General features: G+C 35.6%; 11 protein-coding genes. 5 read left to right on the top strand and 6 right to left on the bottom strand.

The window, feature by feature from the left end:
- Positions 1 to 30: 30 nt before the first annotated feature.
- Positions 31 to 792 (bottom strand): exodeoxyribonuclease III, encoded by a 762-nt coding sequence (locus ICJ85_RS06035; protein ID WP_188222874.1) that lies wholly within the window; start codon positions 790 to 792, stop codon positions 31 to 33.
- Between the two features lie 180 nt (positions 793 to 972).
- Between ICJ85_RS06035 and ICJ85_RS06030 the strand changes: the two genes are divergently transcribed.
- The 4 genes from ICJ85_RS06030 (at position 973) to ICJ85_RS06015 (ending at position 10,399) form a co-directional block, all read left to right on the top strand.
- Entirely contained in the window at positions 973 to 4,407 is a 3,435-nt protein-coding gene (locus tag ICJ85_RS06030; protein ID WP_188222873.1) for a hypothetical protein, read from the top strand.
- Between the two features lie 83 nt (positions 4,408 to 4,490).
- Entirely contained in the window at positions 4,491 to 4,850 is a 360-nt protein-coding gene (locus ICJ85_RS06025; protein ID WP_241739494.1) for a hypothetical protein, read from the top strand.
- Between the two features lie 80 nt (positions 4,851 to 4,930).
- Positions 4,931 to 9,247, top strand: a complete 4,317-nt coding sequence (locus ICJ85_RS06020) for a CusA/CzcA family heavy metal efflux RND transporter (protein ID WP_188222871.1) — start codon at positions 4,931 to 4,933, stop codon at positions 9,245 to 9,247.
- 6 nt (positions 9,248 to 9,253) lie between these two features.
- The gene (locus tag ICJ85_RS06015) at positions 9,254 to 10,399 is read left to right on the top strand and encodes an efflux RND transporter periplasmic adaptor subunit (protein ID WP_188222870.1); all 1,146 of its coding nucleotides are present in this window, start codon (positions 9,254 to 9,256) and stop codon (positions 10,397 to 10,399) included.
- 11 nt (positions 10,400 to 10,410) lie between these two features.
- Here the strand turns inward: ICJ85_RS06015 and ICJ85_RS06010 are convergent, their stop codons facing one another.
- From ICJ85_RS06010 to ICJ85_RS05995, 4 genes are all read right to left on the bottom strand, one after another.
- Positions 10,411 to 11,331: a M28 family peptidase gene (locus ICJ85_RS06010; RefSeq protein WP_188222869.1), complete on the bottom strand. Its 921-nt coding sequence runs from the start codon at positions 11,329 to 11,331 to the stop codon at positions 10,411 to 10,413.
- A gap of 83 nt (positions 11,332 to 11,414) precedes the next feature.
- Positions 11,415 to 12,155, bottom strand: a complete 741-nt coding sequence (locus ICJ85_RS06005) for a succinate dehydrogenase/fumarate reductase iron-sulfur subunit (RefSeq protein WP_188222868.1) — start codon at positions 12,153 to 12,155, stop codon at positions 11,415 to 11,417.
- 10 nt (positions 12,156 to 12,165) lie between these two features.
- Entirely contained in the window at positions 12,166 to 14,178 is a 2,013-nt protein-coding gene (locus ICJ85_RS06000) for a fumarate reductase/succinate dehydrogenase flavoprotein subunit (protein ID WP_188222867.1), read from the bottom strand.
- Positions 14,179 to 14,190: 12 nt separating this feature from the next.
- The gene (locus tag ICJ85_RS05995) at positions 14,191 to 14,874 is read right to left on the bottom strand and encodes a succinate dehydrogenase cytochrome b subunit (protein WP_188222866.1); all 684 of its coding nucleotides are present in this window, start codon (positions 14,872 to 14,874) and stop codon (positions 14,191 to 14,193) included.
- Positions 14,875 to 15,298: 424 nt separating this feature from the next.
- On the opposite strand from ICJ85_RS05995, the gene ICJ85_RS05990 reads away from it, so the two are divergent.
- Complete coding sequence (locus tag ICJ85_RS05990) at positions 15,299 to 16,591, top strand: aminopeptidase P family protein (protein ID WP_188222865.1); 1,293 nt, start codon at positions 15,299 to 15,301, stop codon at positions 16,589 to 16,591.
- Between the two features lie 78 nt (positions 16,592 to 16,669).
- On the opposite strand, the gene ICJ85_RS05985 is transcribed toward ICJ85_RS05990, so the two are convergent.
- Positions 16,670 to 17,995, bottom strand: coding sequence for an aspartate kinase (locus ICJ85_RS05985; RefSeq protein ID WP_188222864.1), 1,326 nt, complete (start codon positions 17,993 to 17,995; stop codon positions 16,670 to 16,672).
- Between the last annotated feature and the right edge of the window lie 142 nt (positions 17,996 to 18,137).

Raw genomic sequence — 18,137 nt, 5'->3', positions numbered from 1 at the left:
TCTCTTTGGTTTGTATTTTAACTCACTCTATTATTCTATTTCTACTAAAATAGGACAGTGATCACTATGCACTGCATCTTTTAGTATAACGGCTCTTTTTATTTTTTCTTGCAACGGCTCAGCAACCATCGCATAATCTAAACGCCAACCTTTATTATTGGCTCTCGAATTGGCACGATAACTCCACCATGTGTAATTATCGGCTTCTTTATTTAAGTGTCTGAACGAATCAACAAACCCACTATCTATAAAAGCACCAATCCATTCACGCTCGGCTGGTAAAAACCCAGATACTTTACTTAATCCTTTTGGGTTATGAATATCGATTTCTTCGTGACAAATGTTATAATCGCCACAAATAACCAGATTAGGAATATCCTTTTTTAGATTATTAACATACTCCTGAAACATATCCATATACTCAAACTTATGGTCTAAGCGCGCATCATTAGTTCCTGAAGGCAGATATAAGCTCATTACCGAAAGACCGTCAAAATCGGCTCTAAGGTTTCTTCCTTCTGCATCCATTGAATCAATTCCCGTGCCATACTCGACATGATTAGGCTCAATTTTACTTAAAATCGCCACACCGCTATACCCCTTCTTCTCAGCACTGAACCAATAGTTATATTTATAACCTGCTTCAACAAACAAATCCAGATCTAATTGTTCTTTTAAAGCCTTGATTTCCTGCAAGCAAATAACATCTGGATTTGCACTTTTTAACCAATCTAAAAACCCTTTATTAATTGCTGCCCGAATACCATTTACGTTATAAGATATTATCTTCATGTTTCTATTTAAAGTTTTACAAATCACTTATTTGCTGATAAATATGGTGATACTAAAGCTAATAAGTATATCTAATTTCTGCTAAAATAAATAATGCGTTACTTTTACACCACAATTTTGCGGTTCATTTAACAAAAACTCTAACGAAATATTTTAAACAATTTACTGTTTAAGTATCAAATGAAATATACAGTTTTCTTTTTTATGTTTTTTGTTAGTTTTTGGGTTATTGCCCAAGAACAAAATGCTAGTTACAAAAACATAAAGGTTGCTGTAAACGATACCATTGCCATCGATTCAGTGAGTATAAACCCAAATTATTTTTCAATAAAAACTCTCGACGGTTCGACTATTGACACTACTTATTATACGGTAGATTTCCCAAAAGCGACGTTGCACTTAAAAAAAAGTATAGCGCTCGATTCCATTATTATTAACTATTTAAAGTTTCCTGACTTTCTAACCAAGACCTACAAACAATTAGATGAAAATATTATTGTAGAAGACACCGATAATATTCAGAAACTATATCAACTATCTCAATCAAACACCAATAAAAACTATATTCCGTTTGATGGTTTAACTACCTCTGGAAGTATTTCACGTGGGGTTACTGTTGGTAACAATCAAAATTCGGTACTGAACAGCGAGCTGGATTTACAGATTTCAGGAAAACTAAATGAAAAAATTTCGCTTCGTGCTTCCATTCAGGATGCTAATATTCCACTTCAGGAAAGCGGTTACAGTCAGCGATTAGATGAATTCGATCAGATTTTTATTGAATTGTTAAGCGACAACTGGAGTGTTCGTGCAGGAGATATCGATTTGGAAAATAACAACTCGTACTTTGCCAACTTTTCTAAGCGTGTTCAAGGGTTATTAGTAAATGCTAACTTAGGGAACGACGATAAACAAACACAATTATTCGCTGCAGGTGCCTTAGTTCGCGGACAATTTACACGGAGTCAGTTTACTGCTCAGGAAGGAAACCAGGGTCCTTATAAATTACAGGGTCAAAACGGAGAACTGTTTGTCCTTATTGTTTCAGGTAGTGAAACCGTTTACGTCAACGGAAGCGCATTAAAACGTGGTGAAAATGAAGATTATGTTATTGATTATAATGCGGGTGAAATTATTTTCAACTCGACATACCCAATGACTTCCGAAATGCGTATTACCGTAGATTACCAATACAGCGAGCGTAATTACTCACGATTAGTGGCATACGGTGGCGGGAGCTACAAAAGCAACAAACTACAACTTGGAGTATCGGTATATTCTGAAAACGATGCCAAAAATCAACCTTTACAACAAAACCTATCGGAAGAACAGGTTCAAATATTATCGCAAGCTGGAGACGACCGTACACAGATGGTAGCGCCGTCGGAAATTCAGGAAAGTTATAACGATAACCGCATTTTATACCGAAAAGAATTAATTAACGGTGTTGAAGCTTTTGTGTTTTCAAACAATCCTGACGATGAATTATATCGTGTAACCTTCACTCAAGTGGGCGCCAATCAAGGAAATTATATTTTAAGCAGCACCAATGCCATCAGTAATATTTACGAATATATTGAACCTCAACTTGGTATACCACAAGGAAATTATGAGCCCGTTGTTCAACTGGTAGCTCCTACCAAATTACAAATTGCTGTTTTAAACGGAAGCTACACGCCTACCGAAAAGACAAATATTGTTTTTGAAGTCGCTGGAAGTAAAAAAGATTTAAACTTATTCTCTAACCTCGATGACAATAATAATGATGGTTTTGCTGGAAAGCTTAAAATCACGCAAAGCATCATCAAGACAGATAGCCTTTGGAACATAAATGTATTTGCCGATGGAGATTATATTCAGAAAAACTTCAATACCATTGAACGCTTATATAATGCCGAATTTAATCGCGACTGGAATTTAAGCGACCTTAACGGCACCACCTTTGTTAACGACTACGACAACCAAAACTTATTAAGCTCCGGTATCAATCTGTTTCACCCTGAAAAAGGAGGTATAAATTACCAGTTTGAACATTTAGGATATTCCGGGTTTTTCAATGGAAATCGTCATTTAGCGAATGTGAACCTCGGATTAAACAAATTCAATATTCAATCCTATTCCAGTTTTCTAGATGCCAATTCAACTTTAAGCTCCTCAACTTTTTTAAGATCGTATAATCGTGTAACGTATAGTATGAAACGTAGCTGGTTGGGAACAAAATTAGCTATTGAAGATAATAAGCAACGTGAACTTTTAACCGATTCTCTAACACCTTTAAGTCAGAAATTTAAATCGTACGAAGTCTTTTTTGGTGTGGGAGACAGTACGAAGATTTTCACCGAAATAGGTTATAAAAATCGTATAAACGACAGTATTAGAAACAATCAATTACAAAAAGTAAATACATCGAACACCTTTTATTTAGACACTCGACTCATTCAAAACACTAACACTAACCTGGTTTTATACGCCAATTACAGAACATTAAAAAGTGTAGAAGAAGATGTAGAAAACGAACAATCTATTAACTCCAGACTTCAATTCAGTCAAAAGCTATTCAAAAAACTCATCCTTTGGAACACACTTTTTGAAACTAATTCTGGAACTTTACCGCAACAGGATTTTACTTATGTGGAGGTCGAACCCGGACAAGGCACCTATACTTGGATAGATTATAATAACAATAGCATTCAGGAACTGGAAGAATTCGAGATTGCACAATTTCAGGATCAAGGGAAATACATTCGTGTCTTACTTCCTAATCGCGTGTATATTAAAACTCACCAAAACCGATTGAGTCAAACGGTGACCATTAATCCTTCTCAATGGGCTGTTAGCGATAATGCTTCAAAGAAATTCTGGTCTCATTTCTATAGTCAAACCAGTTATTTAATCGATAGAAAATTAAAACGCGATGGCAACGGTTTTAATTTAAACCCTTTTGAAAATAATGAAGACAACCAATTAGGACTTCAGCTTAACTTCAGAAATATTCTGTTTTTTAATCGCGGAAAACAGCACTATACCACGTCTTACACCTTTTTATCAAACCGAACGCGAAATATTCTTTCCACCGGCTTTGTTGAAAATGCTCTGCAAAGTCACCAGTTCAATTTCAATCATAAAATTCAAGAGAGCTGGTTAATCACTTTACAATCAGATTTTGAAAACAATGAAAGCTTAAGTGAAAATTTCATCAGTAAAAATTACAATTTTGATGAAACACGCTTGAGTCCTAAACTTTCTTATTTATTAAATGACAACACGCGCTTCGACATCTATTACCAATATGCTAACAAAGAAAATACGATTGGTAGTTTTGAAGCTTTGAAGCAATCTAAATACGGCACGTCATTTACCTTTAGTAACAATTCAAAAAGTTCGGTTATTGGAGAATTCAACTTTTTAACCAACGATTTTAACGGTAGCACAAACACTCCTGTGGCTTACCAAATGCTTGAAGGATTACAACCTGGAAAAAACTTTACATGGAGTTTATTAGCTCAAAAAAAACTAACCACTTTTTTAGATTTAAACCTAAGTTATTACGGTAGAAAAACCGAAACCAGCAAAACGATTCATACTGGAACTGTACAGCTAAAGGCCTATTTTTAAGCTACTCTTAACATTTTGCTCTTATATTTTTTGTACTATTGTAACTAGGTATGAGTAAAATAACGGTTATATTATTTTCTTTTTTGATTCTTATACAAAGTTTCAACATCAACTTTGACGACTTTTCAAAGTTCAATGCGTTATTGGAACATGCCAGCTATCACAAAAAAATGTATGGCGATAACTTCCTTCAATTTTTAGCAGAACATTACGGTGACGAAGTTGCAACCCACGGCGACAAACACGAAGAGCATAAAAATTTACCATTTAAAGATCACCAGCATTTGCTATGTCATATAAATGCTACATTTATACTTACTCAGCACATTTCATATGATATTAAACGTGATGAAATTGTAGAAAAACCTATAAATTTCTTCTACAAAGAACCGGTTTCTTTATTTGAAAAACCTTCGGTATTTCAACCTCCCAAATTAGCATAATTCTTTATCGACATTATTAAAACTATTTAAACCACATCGGTTTAAAATAGCCCTATTTAATTATTTGACTACATTGAATTATGTTAGAAAACATTATAAAATTCAGCTTAAAGAATAAGCTAATCGTTATACTTTTCACTGCATTTATATTTGGCTTTGGTATATACTCTTTAACCCAAATACCTATTGGTGCCGTTCCAGATATCACCAACAACCAAGTGCAGGTGATAACAACCTCTCGTAACCTTTCTACGCAGGATGTTGAGCAATTTATAACCTATCCCGTTGAACTGGAAATGGCCAATTTACCCGGCGTAGAGGAAATCCGATCGGTTTCAAAATTCGGTTTATCGGTGGTTACTATTGTGTTTAGTGATAAGATGGGCACCTACCTCCCGCGTCAACTTATTGCAGAAAAAATAAAATCGGCATCAGAAAAAATCCCTGAAGGTTTTGGCTCACCAGAAATGGGTCCTATCACGACAGGTTTAGGGGAAATACATCAATATATTCTAGATGTAAAACCTGAATATAAAGACCAATATTCCACTACCGATTTAAGAACCATTCAAGACTGGATTGTTAAACGTCAACTCTCCGGTATTCCCGGCGTTGTTGAAATTAACACTTGGGGTGGCTACTTAAAACAATATGAAGTGGCCATCAACCCAGAGAAGCTAAAAGCCATGAATATCACCTACCTTGATATTTTTAATGCCTTAGAAAAGAATAACAGCATTGCAGGTGGTGGGTACATTGAAAAAACCAATAAAGCATATTTTATTCGTGGTGAAGGTTTGGTTAATTCTTTAAGTGATATTGAAAACATTGTTGTAAAAAATGATGGTGTTCCTATTTATATAAAAAATATAGCAACTGTAGGCTTTGGAAGCGCTACTCGATTTGGAGCAATTACTGGAAATGGCGAAGGTGAAAAAGTACTCGGACAAGTTATGATGCTTAAAGACGGTAACTCTAAACAAGTTATTGAAGCTGTTAAAGAACGTATTGCGAATATTCGAACTTCGTTACCCGAAGGCGTTTATATTAATGAATTTTTAGAACGCAGTGAACTAATTGGAAAAACCACATTCACCGTTGCCGAAAACCTTATTTTAGGATCGCTAATCGTAATTTTTGTGGTGGTTTTACTTCTTGGAAATTTCCGCTCTGGACTTGTTGTCGCTTCCGTAATTCCGTTGTGTTTGCTATTTGCGATTTCCTTAATGAACATGTTCGGAATCGATGCCAACCTGATGAGTTTAGGGGCTATCGACTTCGGAATTATTATTGATGGCGCCGTCATTATCGTGGAATTTATAGCCTTTCAAATTACAAGTCAGAGTGCAAAGATCAATGCTTTATCTAAAGAAGACCGACAGGATGAAATAGACCAAATCACAAAGAAAAGTGCTTCAAAAATGATGAACTCGGCCATTTTCGGGCAACTCATCATTCTTATTGTATTCATCCCTATTCTATCGCTTAGCGGTGTTGAAGGCAAAATGTTTAAACCTATGGCGCTTACGTTCAGCTTTGCCTTAATTGGAGCCATGTTATTGTGTTTAACTTATGTTCCGGTTATTTCCTCTATGTTCTTAAAACCTGTAAAACACAGGGAGAAGAATATTTCGGTGAAATTGATGAACCGTCTTAACACATTTTATAAACCTTCCATTCACTGGGCTTTGCAACACAAAAAAATAGTGATTGCCGCTTCAGGTTTACTTTTGGCATCCAGCATTTATATTTTCACAACCATGGGTGGCGAATTTGTGCCGACGCTAGATGAAGGTGATTTTGTTATTCAACCGGTTTTAAAAACAGGAACCTCTTTAAAAAAGACCATTGAAATCACTACCAAAATTGAAAAAACGCTATTAGACAATTTCCCTGAAGTCGATCAGGTGGTTAGCCGAATTGGTGCTGCCGAAGTTCCTACCGATCCCATGAGTATGGAAGAAAGCGATGTGATTATTAAATTAAAACCAAAAGACCAGTGGGTGTCTGCCGAAAGTAAAGATGAACTCGCCGATAAATTCAAGGAAGCTTTAAGTATTATTCCGGGAATGGAGGTGGAATTTACCCAACCCATTGAAATGCGATTTAATGAACTTATCACCGGAGTAAGAGCCGATGTGGCGATTAAAATTTTCGGTGAAGATTTATCGGTTTTAGCGAGTAAAGCCAATGAAATTAAATCTCTGATTCATGATGTTGAAGGTGCATCTGATATTGTTATTGAAAAAGTGGAAGGTCTTCCGCAAATGACAGTGAATTTTAACCGGAGTAAGATTGCGCGCTACGGACTTAATATTGCCGATGTGAATCAAATTATTTCCATGGGATTTGCTGGTGCAACCGTCGGAAACATTTTTGAAGGCGAAAAACGTTTCGATTTGGTAATCCGTTTAGATAAAAACAAACGCACCAATATCGAAAATCTTCAAAATTTATATATCGACACACCAACTGGTGCTAAAATTCCTTTAAGCGAATTAGCCGAAATTAAATATACAACAGGCCCTGCTAAAATATCACGTGATAATACGCAACGTAGAATCGTTATTGGGATAAATGTTAGAAACCGCGATTTACAATCTGTGGTAGATGATGTAAAACATATTGTAGACTCCGAAGTAAAACTCCCTGTGGGGTACCGTGTTACCTATGGCGGACAATTTGAAAATTTACAAAGCGCTAAAGACCGTTTAATGATTGCTGTTCCTGTAGCTTTAATTCTCATTTTTATTATGCTACATTTTGCCTTTGGATCAATTAAAGAAGCTGCCATGGTATATTCTGCCATTCCTCTTTCGGCTGTTGGAGGGATCTTTTTACTGTGGTTTAGAGGCATGCCGTTTAGTATTTCGGCAGGTATCGGTTTCATTGCTCTTTTTGGTATTGCCGTACTTAATGGTATTGTTCTTATTGAACATTTTAAAGAACTCAAAGAAGAAGGCATCCTCGATATTGAAGAGCGTATCAAACGAGGTACAATCGAGCGTTTGCGTCCTGTTTTATTAACAGCATCGGCGGCTGCATTAGGTTTTCTTCCTATGGCCATTTCAACCAACGCTGGTGCCGAAGTTCAACGTCCGTTAGCCACCGTGGTTATAGGCGGATTAATAACGGCTACCGTTTTAACCTTAATTGTATTACCTGTGCTTTATGCCTGGTTTGAAGAGAAGAAACATATTAAAATGAATAAAAACATAGTAGCTTCAATAGTCCTTCTTTTATTCTGTTTTAAAATGAATGCGCAGACAGCTCCTTTATCGCTTGATGAAACCATTAATCTGGCTATTGAAAACAATGCGGGATTAAAAGCGTCTTCATTAAAAACTGAAGAAAGTAAAGCACGTATTGGTAGTGCCTTTAATTTTGATAAAACACACATTTTTTATAGCTACGATGAAAACAATATGGCTGTTAATGGTATTCCTTTAAAGGTATTTGGTGTGAGTCAGGATTTTAAATTTCCTACTTTATATTTTGCAGATAAGAAAGTTAACAAAGCTCAATACCAGTTACAAAATACAGATTATAACATACAATTAGAAATCTTAAAACGTGATGTTTCAAAAGCATATTATGAGTTGTGTTATACAACGAATAAAGCCGAATCGTATCGTTTTTTAGATAGCTTATATCAAAACTTTTCAAAAGCTGCCGAACGTCGTTTTGAACTTGGTGAAACCAATTATCTTGAAATGATAAGCGCCAAGTCTAAACAAAAGCAATTAGAAACCAAATACAGGCAATCGCTTCTGGAGGTGGCTTCTGCTAACGAACAACTCAAAAAAATGGTTCAAGTAGATACATTGCCCGAGATTGAAACGAATTTTAAAAAACTGGAACTTCAAAATATATCGATTGACGATAATATCGGTTTGGGGTATTACGATTTGTATAATGATTATTATAAGGCCTTAAATCAGCAGGAAAAACAAAACTTGTTACCAGATTTAAGTGTTGAGTATTTTCAAGGGTCTAACAGTTCCCTAAACGACAACATGATTGGGTATCAATTCGGTATTAAAATCCCTTTACTCTTTAGCGGTAACGCTTCAAAAATTAAAGCAACCAAATTAGCAAGAGAAGCCTCTGTCGCGGAACAGGAAAACTATAAGGTGAAATTACGAACCGAACACCAAAAACTGTTAGCACAATTAGAACAACATAATGCCTCCATTACTTATTACGAAAATGAAGGCAAAGCCTTATCTAAAGAAATTATAAAAACTGCCAATCGAAGTTTTAAAGAAGGCGAGATTGATTTCTTTCAGTACATACAAAGTATAGAAACCGCCACCGATATTCAGTTAAATTATCTGGAGCATTTGAATCATTATAACCAAACCATTATTACCATCAACCACCTTATTGTAAAATAAACGAAGATGAAAAACTTATATATACTTATTGCGCTATTAACGGTAATAGCCTGTAAAAATTCAGAAAAGAATGTAAATCCTGTTGTTGAAGACACCATGGAAGAGCATCTTTCGGTAAGCCAAAAACAGTTTGAAGCCGAAAATATGAAATTGGGGAATTTGGAACAGCATACATTCAATAAAACTATTAACGTTAGCGGAATCATTGATGTTCCTCCCCACAATAAGGCTACAATAAGTAGTTTTATGGGCGGATACATTACCAAAACACCGCTTCTTATCGGTGATCAGGTTAAAAAAGGCCAATTGCTGGTAAGCATGGAAAACCCTGAATTTGTAGAGTTACAACAACAGTATTTGGAAATTGCAGAACAGTTGACTTATCTAAAATCGGAATTTACCAGACAACAAAGTTTGTTTAATGAGAATATAACCTCTCAAAAAAACTTCCTAAAAGCAGAAAGCGCTTATAAAAGCGCACTTGCCGAATACAACGGTTTAAAAAAGAAATTAACCATGTTAAATATTAATCCGGCTTCTGTTGAACAAGGTCAATTAACATCGACAGTTAATTTATATTCTCCAATTGAAGGTTCTGTTACGAAGGTAGAAGTGAGTAACGGAATGCATGTTTCGCCTTCTGACATGATAATGGAAATTATTGATACCGACCATATACATTTGGAACTATCGGTGTTTGAAAAGGATATTTTAAACATCAAAAAAGGACAAAAAATAAACTTTAAAATACCCGAAGCGTCTACCCAAACTTTTAAAGCTGAAGTCTATTTAGTTGGTTCTACTGTAGATGAAAAAAATCGTATCATAAAAGTTCATGCGCATCTTTTAGACGAGGAACAAGCCAATTTTATTGTAGGTATGTTTGTTGAAGCCCAAATTATTAGCGATTCGGTTGAAAAATCTGCTTTACCTAAAGACGCTATTATTGAACATGAAGATAATATGTATGCTTTGGTTTTAAAAAATGAAGAAAATGGAACATATAGTTTTGAAAAACTTAAACTTAACTTAGGGCTACAAAACGAAACTTATGCTGAAATTCTAAATAGTGCTGATTTAATTAATAAAACTGTTTTAACCCAGGGCGGATTCATGTTGTTAGCAGAGGAAGGTGGTGGTCATTCCCATTAACCTTCAACCATTTAAAGCGATAAACTATCTAACTTTTCAAATACAGAGATAATAACTTTTACTGCATTAGAATAAAAAACCGGCTGAATGTTCTCGTAATCATCAGTCGGTTCATGATAATCACTATGGTCTTCTACGCCAAAATATATAAAAGGAATACCTTGTTTATGAAAAGGCGCATGATCAGAGGAATGTGTCCAGTCTTCTTTCCAATTGCCTTGGTCATGACCCATAGATAGTTTAAAATTATTAGGAGTTTCCATACCTTTAATTACCGATTTTAAAAACGGATAATGAGCCGCTCCTACAGCAAAAAGCTCATTGTTTTTACTGCGACTAATCATATCCATATTGATATTAAAAACAATATCCTTCAACGGAATTTTAGGGTTATTTACAAAGTATTTCGAACCTTGTAAACCTAATTCCTCGGCATCAAAAGCAGCCAATATAATCGAGTATTTTGGTGAATGATATTGATAATATTCAGCAAAACTAAATAAAGCTCCAACACCTGATGCATTATCATCTGCACCATTATAAATTTCACCATGCTTAATCCCTTCATGATCGTAGTGAGCACTTATTACGATGTATTTGTCAGGATACTTTTCACCTTTAATTACGCCTAAAACATTCGATGCTTCATAATATTTGCCATCCAGAGTAAAGGTAAAAGGCTGCTCGTAATTCCTTTTAAACAAAGGTTGCACACCTAACTTATAAAACTCATTAATAACATATTTTCTAGCTTTAATACCTCCTCTTGTTCCTGTTCTTCTACCTTCAAAAGCATCCGCAGACAAGTTTTCTATATTTTTCAATAAGGTTTCTTCGAAAAAAGACGGCTCGTAAATTTCACTTTTAGCCTGAGCAAATACATTGGAAAAAGACAAAAAGCAAATTACAATTAAACAGAATAGTTTATTCATCAGATACAGTTAACTTGATAAAGCTACACAAAAAAACCCAAGCCTAAGCCTGGGTTTTCATTTATATGTTGAAATAACAATTCTTAGAATTGTGCTTTCATTAACTCTCTGTTCATTCTTGCAATGTTTTCTAAAGAAATGCCTTTAGGACATTCAATCTCGCAAGCACCAGTATTAGTACAGTTACCAAAACCTTCTAAGTCCATTTGAGCTACCATGTTACGAACACGATCGGCAGCTTCAACCTGACCTTGAGGTAATAAGGCATACTGAGACACTTTAGCACCAACGAATAACATAGCACTTGAGTTTTTACACGTTGCAACACAAGCTCCACAACCAATACAAGTCGCAGCATCCATAGCCTCATCGGCAGCATGCTTAGAGATTGGAATATTGTTAGCATCTTGTGTGTTACCCGATGTATTTACAGAAATATAACCTCCAGCATGTTGAATACGATCGAAAGAGGTTCTATCTACTACTAAATCTTTAATTACCGGGAATGCAGCCGCTCTAAATGGTTCAATAGTAATGGTATCGCCATCGTTAAACATACGCATGTGTAACTGACAAGTGGTTACTCCTCTATCTGGTCCGTGTGCTTCACCGTTAATATACATAGAACACATACCACAGATACCCTCACGACAATCGTGATCGAAGGCTACAGGCTCTTCTCCACTAGCAATAAGTTGCTCATTCAAAACATCCATCATTTCTAAAAAAGACATATGCTCTGAAATATCAGTAACTTTATAATCGACCATTTGACCCTTTGCATTTGAGTCTTTTTGTCTCCAAATTTTAAGTGTTAAATTCATAATGTCTATTTTATTTGTACGAACGTTGTTTTAGTTCTATATCATTAAACTCTAATTCTTCTTTGTGTAAAACAGCATCGGCAGGCTCCCCTTTGTACTCCCAGGCAGCTACATAAGCGTAATCTTTATCGTTACGTTTCGCTTCTCCTTTTTGCTCTCCATCTAACTCTACAGACTCTTCTCTAAAGTGACCTCCACAAGACTCATTTCTGTTTAAGGCATCTTTAGCGAATAACTCCCCTAATTCAAGGAAATCTGCTACACGAGCTGCTTTTTCTAACTCAGGATTCATTTCGTTCGCACTTCCAGGAACTTTTACGTTTTTCCAGAAATCTTCACGTAATGCCTTAATTTCAGCCATCGCTTCTTTTAAGCCTTGCTCGTTACGAGACATACCACATTTATCCCACATAATTTTCCCTAATTTTTTGTGGTAGTAGTCTACGGAGTGTTGTCCTTTATTATTGATAAAGAAATCAATCATATCTTTAACACCCTTCTCAGCTTCGTCGAACTCTTTCGTATCTGTTGGAATTGCACCTGTTCTAATATCGTTTGCTAAGTAATCTCCAATAGTATATGGTAATACAAAATATCCATCGGCTAAACCTTGCATTAAAGCAGAAGCTCCAAGACGGTTAGCACCGTGGTCTGAGAAGTTAGCTTCACCAATACAATAAAGACCATCAACAGTAGTCATTAAGTTGTAGTCTACCCAAACACCTCCCATGGTATAGTGGGTTGCAGGATAAATCATCATTGGTGTTTTGTATGGATCTTCATCTACGATTTTCTCATACATTTGGAATAAGTTACCGTATTTTGCTTCTACGATAGCTTTTCCTAAATCATATATTTTTTGAGCTGAAGGATTTTCAATATTCTGAATTCTTGCCTGCTCTTTTCCGTAACGCTCGATAGCTGAAGCGAAATCTAAGTAAACCGCCTCTCCAGTAGCATTAACACCGTAACCAGCATCACAACGCTCTTTAGCTGCACGAGAAGCAACGTCACGAGGTACTAAGTTACCGAATGCAGGATAACGACGCTCTAAGTAGTAATCTCTTTCGTCTTCCGATAAATCGGTTGGTTTTTTACGACCTTCACGAATTGCTAAAACGTCTTCCATGTTTTTAGGCACCCAAATACGACCATCGTTACGTAAAGACTCAGACATTAATGTTAATTTAGACTGATAATCTCCTGAACGTGGAATACATGTTGGGTGAATTTGCGTATAACACGGGTTTGCAAAATACGCTCCTTTTTTATGTATTTTCCAGGCTGCCGTTGCGTTAGACCCCATAGCGTTAGTTGATAAGAAATATACATTTCCGTATCCACCTGAAGCAATAACTACAGCATGCGCTGAATGTCTTTCAATTTCTCCGGTTATTAAGTTACGAGCAATAATTCCTCTTGCTTTTCCGTCAACCTTAACAACATCAAGCATTTCATGACGGTTGTACATTTGAATTTTACCACGAGCAATTTGTCTGTTCATTGCCGAGTAAGCACCTAATAATAACTGCTGACCAGTTTGCCCTTTGGCATAAAAAGTACGAGATACTAATACCCCACCGAACGAACGGTTATCTAATAATCCACCATAATCGCGTGCAAAAGGAACCCCTTGTGCCACACATTGGTCAATAATATTTGCTGATACTTCTGCTAAACGGTAAACGTTAGCCTCACGTGAACGGTAATCACCCCCCTTTACAGTATCGTAAAACAATCTGTAAGTCGAGTCACCATCACCTTGGTAGTTCTTCGCTGCATTAATACCACCTTGTGCCGCAATAGAGTGTGCTCTACGTGGTGAATCCTGGTAGCAAAATGCTTTTACGTTATAACCTAGCTCTGCTAAGGTAGCAGCTGCAGACCCTCCTGCTAAACCGGTACCCACAACAATAACATCGATATGACGTTTGTTAGCTGGATTTACCAGATTAATATGATTTTTATACTCAGTCCATTTATCTTTAATTGGACCCTTTGGTACTTTTGAATCTAATGCCATAATATCTTAAGATTAATGGATATGATTAAAATGATGGAATAAAGCAATAATTATAAATCCTGCAGGGATAATAATTGAATATGCTTTACCAATGTTTTGTAATGTTTTCTTTCTTCCAGCTGTAGCTCCCATAGATTGGAACGCTGATGTAAACCCGTGTAACAAGTGTAATGCTAAGAACACAAAAGCTACAATGTAAGCTGCCACTCTTGCAGGGTTAACAAATTTTTCCTGTAACTCGTGGAAATACCTGTAACCTTCTACACCTTCGTGTACACCAGACCAATCGCCCTGAATGTACTTGGTGTTAATTTCTGGAAACCAGAAATCGATAAAGTGAAGCACGATAAAAGCTAAAATAACCAACCCACTATAAATCATGTTTCTACTAACCCAAGATGAGTTTGCAGCTCCATTATTTTTAGCATAGGCTACTCCTTGTGCTTTTTTGTTCTTAATTTCTAAAATGAATCCCATGATAAAGTGGAATACCACACCAAAAATTAAAACTGGTTGCATTACAAATTGAATTAACCAATTGGTTCCCATAAAGTGAGATACTTCATTGAAGATTTCACCGCTAAAAACTGATAAAAGGTTGATTACAAAATGTTGAAATAAGAAAATCATTAGGAAAAAAGCCGATAATGCCATCGCTACTTTTCTTCCAATCGAAGATTTAAAAAATCCGCTCATTATTTTGAAGTTAGTTTAATATCTAGATGCAAATGTAGTGAGCATGCCTATTTTAGACAAACTTTAACCCCGGTTTTATTAAGTATTTAGAATGGTTTTAAAGAAGCTAATACGTAGGCAAAAACAGTCCAAAACCTTTAATTACCAACACCTTCAAAGCAACTACCTCCCTTAACTAAGTATTTCCTTTAACAAATCTTTAGTATTCGATATAGAGGAACAATAAATTTTAACCTTTCGGTTTCAAATTAAAAATGTAATCGATTACGTAACAAGTCATTTTAAAAAACTGTACCCCTCTTACTCCCAGTCGACTAATTCAACTCACAACACCAAGCTAAGTACCTTATTTCCAATTATAACATTTATTAACATTTGAATTTTTTACTTTTGTGTCATTCACAAAATCTAATATTCTATTAACATGAAATATCACCCAATAGACAACGCTCTATTTATTCACAACAGAAAGAATTTCACAGCACAAATGAAACCAAATAGTTTGGCTGTTTTCAATTCTAATGATATTTATCCTATTGGTGCCGACAGTACCATGCCATTTCAACAAGATCGCAATATATTTTACTTAAGTGGTGTAGATCAGGAATCAAGTATTTTATTATTATTCCCTGATTGTCCAAATCCAAAACACCGCGAAATCTTATTTTTAACAGAAACTAACGAGCATATCGCTATCTGGGAAGGCGCTAAACTTGACAAAGATAAAGCTTTTGAAACCTCAGGTATTAAAACAGTTTACTGGTTGCAGGATTTCAACAAAATATTTAAAGAAGTAATGTCGCAGTGTGACACGGTTTATGTGAACACTAACGAACATTACCGCTCTAATGTTGAAACGCAAACACGTGAAGACCGTTTCAACAAATGGTTAAGAGAAACATTCCCTGCACACAGTGTTGCTAAAAGTAATCCAATATTACAGCGCCTTCGTTCGGTAAAACACCAGATTGAAATTGACTTAATTCAAAACGCTTGTAATATTACCGAAAAAGCATTCCGTCGTGTATTAGGTTTTGTTAAACCAGGTGTTTGGGAACATGAAATTGAAGCCGAAATGATTCACGAATTTATTCGTAACCGTTCAAAAGGTTTTGCTTACACACCAATTATTGCTTCAGGAAATAATGCTAATGTTTTGCATTATGTTGAAAACAACCAACAGTGTAAAGACGGTGATTTAATTTTATTTGACACTGCTGCTGAGTATGCTAATTACGCTAGTGACTTAAGTAGAACCATTCCGGTTAATGGTCGTTACAGCGATAGACAAAAGGATGTATACAATGCGGTATTACGTGTTAAAAACGAAGCTACAAAACTATTAGTTCCAGGTGCACTTTGGGCTGAATACCATGTTGAAGTTGGTAAAATGATGACTTCGGAATTATTAGGATTAGGGCTTTTAGACAAAGCCGATGTTCAAAACGAAAACCCAGACTGGCCGGCATACAAAAAATACTTTATGCATGGTACATCTCACCATATGGGATTAGACACGCATGACTACGGTATTTTAACTGAACCTATTAAACCTAACATGGTATTTACGGTTGAACCTGGTATTTACATTCCTGATGAAGGTTTCGGAATTCGTTTAGAAGACGATGTTGTCGTTCAAGAACAAGGAGAGCCTTTAAACTTAATGGCAAATATCCCGATTGAAGCCGAAGAGATTGAAGACTTAATGAATAGTTAATTCCAATAATTATTCCATACTTAAAATAAGAAAGGGTCGTTCTACAACGACCCTTTTTAACAATACTAAAATTATAATTTACAGAGTGACTAATTCAAATAAATAATCGTTTAGCTTGCTAAGTGTTTTTATTTTATCGTTAGAATTAATTAACAGCGAAATGTTGTTATTACTTCCGCCATATGAAATCATTCTAATTTTTACATCTTGTAATATTTGGAACAATCTGTAAGTATCGTGGTGGTTCACTACAGAGTGCCCCACTAAACATACGATGCTTTGGTTTTTATCGACTTCAATAGTTGCAATTTTTTCTAATTCAACTAAAATCTTGTCTAAATTTTTATCATCATCAATGGTTAACGACACCGCTACTTCCGAGGTTGTAATCATATCTATTGACGTTTGATACACTTCGAATATTTCAAATACTTTCTTTAAGAACCCATGTGCATTTAACATGCGTGCCGATTTAATCTTAATCGCAGTAATGCCGTCTTTTGCAGCAATGGCTTTAATACCAACTTCTGAATGGTTGTTGTTAATTAAAGTACCGTGTGCTTCCGGGTTCATAGTATTCTTTAAACGCACCGGGATATTATCTTCTCTGACTGGTGTTACCGTTTGCGGGTGTAAAATTTTAGCTCCGAAATACGCTAACTCAGCCGCTTCATCAAACGATAGGTTTGAAATAGGACGTGTATTTTCAACATATCTCGGGTCGTTATTATGCATCCCATCGATATCCGTCCAGATTTGAACTTCTTCAGCTTTTATTGCAGCTCCAATAATGGTTGCTGTATAATCGCTCCCACCACGTTGCAAGTTTGATATTTCATCTTCAGCATCTAAACAAATAAATCCTTGAGTGATGTAGATTTGAGCATCTTCAGCATTATCAAAAACAGTTTTTAAATGTGCTTTAATATAATCTATATCCGGATCCTTTTCAGCATCAATACGCATAAAACTCAAAGCCGGCAATAAGGTTGAACTTATTCCTTCTTGCTTCAAGTAGGCGTTTACCATGTATGTAGACAAAATTTCACCTTGCGCTAAAATTTCATTTTCTAAAGCTTGAGTAAACGCTTTCTCTGTAGCTCCTAATAGCAATTCGAATACACCAGACACATAGCTCTGAACATCCGCATTTAATTCTGCATTCGTATTTAAAAGGTTATTAACAACCACTTTATATGTTTCATGAAGCGCTTTTACTTTGGTAGCTGCTTCGCTTGCATTTCCTTCCTCAATATCCTTAGCAATAGACACTAAATGATTTGTTGTACCAGACATAGCCGATAAAACAACAATCTTCTTATCTCCATCATTAATAATGTTTTTTACATTACTAATACTCTCCACCGACCCTACCGAGGTCCCTCCAAATTTTAATACTTTCATATTTATAAATACTTAATGTATTTAGTGTTCTATACTGGCAGCTGTTGTTTCAACACCTCGAAACTTACAATTACCAGCTTCATTTTCATTATTTTGAGTGCTAAACTATAACTCCTTTCTATAAAAAAGATATTTATTAAAA

Origin of the sequence: Aestuariibaculum marinum, assembly GCF_014596975.1 — a bacterium.
GTDB classification, from domain to species: Bacteria; Bacteroidota; Bacteroidia; order Flavobacteriales; family Flavobacteriaceae; genus Aestuariibaculum; species Aestuariibaculum marinum.
The sequence above is the reverse complement of the archived record's forward strand: the minus strand, read 5'-3'. Positions and strand labels throughout refer to the sequence as shown.

Bases quoted from the DNA above. Each gene is read 5' to 3' on its own strand.
- ICJ85_RS06010 (WP_188222869.1), bottom strand. From the start codon at position 11,331: ATGAATAAACTATTCTGTTTAATTGTAATTTGCTTTTTGTCTTTTTCC.
- ICJ85_RS06015 (WP_188222870.1), top strand. From the start codon at position 9,254: ATGAAAAACTTATATATACTTATTGCGCTATTAACGGTAATAGCCTGT.
- ICJ85_RS05985 (WP_188222864.1), bottom strand. From the start codon at position 17,995: ATGAAAGTATTAAAATTTGGAGGGACCTCGGTAGGGTCGGTGGAGAGT.
- ICJ85_RS06035 (WP_188222874.1), bottom strand. From the start codon at position 792: ATGAAGATAATATCTTATAACGTAAATGGTATTCGGGCAGCAATTAAT.
- ICJ85_RS05995 (WP_188222866.1), bottom strand. From the start codon at position 14,874: ATGAGCGGATTTTTTAAATCTTCGATTGGAAGAAAAGTAGCGATGGCA.
- ICJ85_RS06000 (WP_188222867.1), bottom strand. From the start codon at position 14,178: ATGGCATTAGATTCAAAAGTACCAAAGGGTCCAATTAAAGATAAATGG.
- ICJ85_RS05990 (WP_188222865.1), top strand. From the start codon at position 15,299: ATGAAATATCACCCAATAGACAACGCTCTATTTATTCACAACAGAAAG.
- ICJ85_RS06030 (WP_188222873.1), top strand. From the start codon at position 973: ATGAAATATACAGTTTTCTTTTTTATGTTTTTTGTTAGTTTTTGGGTT.
- ICJ85_RS06005 (WP_188222868.1), bottom strand. From the start codon at position 12,155: ATGAATTTAACACTTAAAATTTGGAGACAAAAAGACTCAAATGCAAAG.
- ICJ85_RS06020 (WP_188222871.1), top strand. From the start codon at position 4,931: ATGTTAGAAAACATTATAAAATTCAGCTTAAAGAATAAGCTAATCGTT.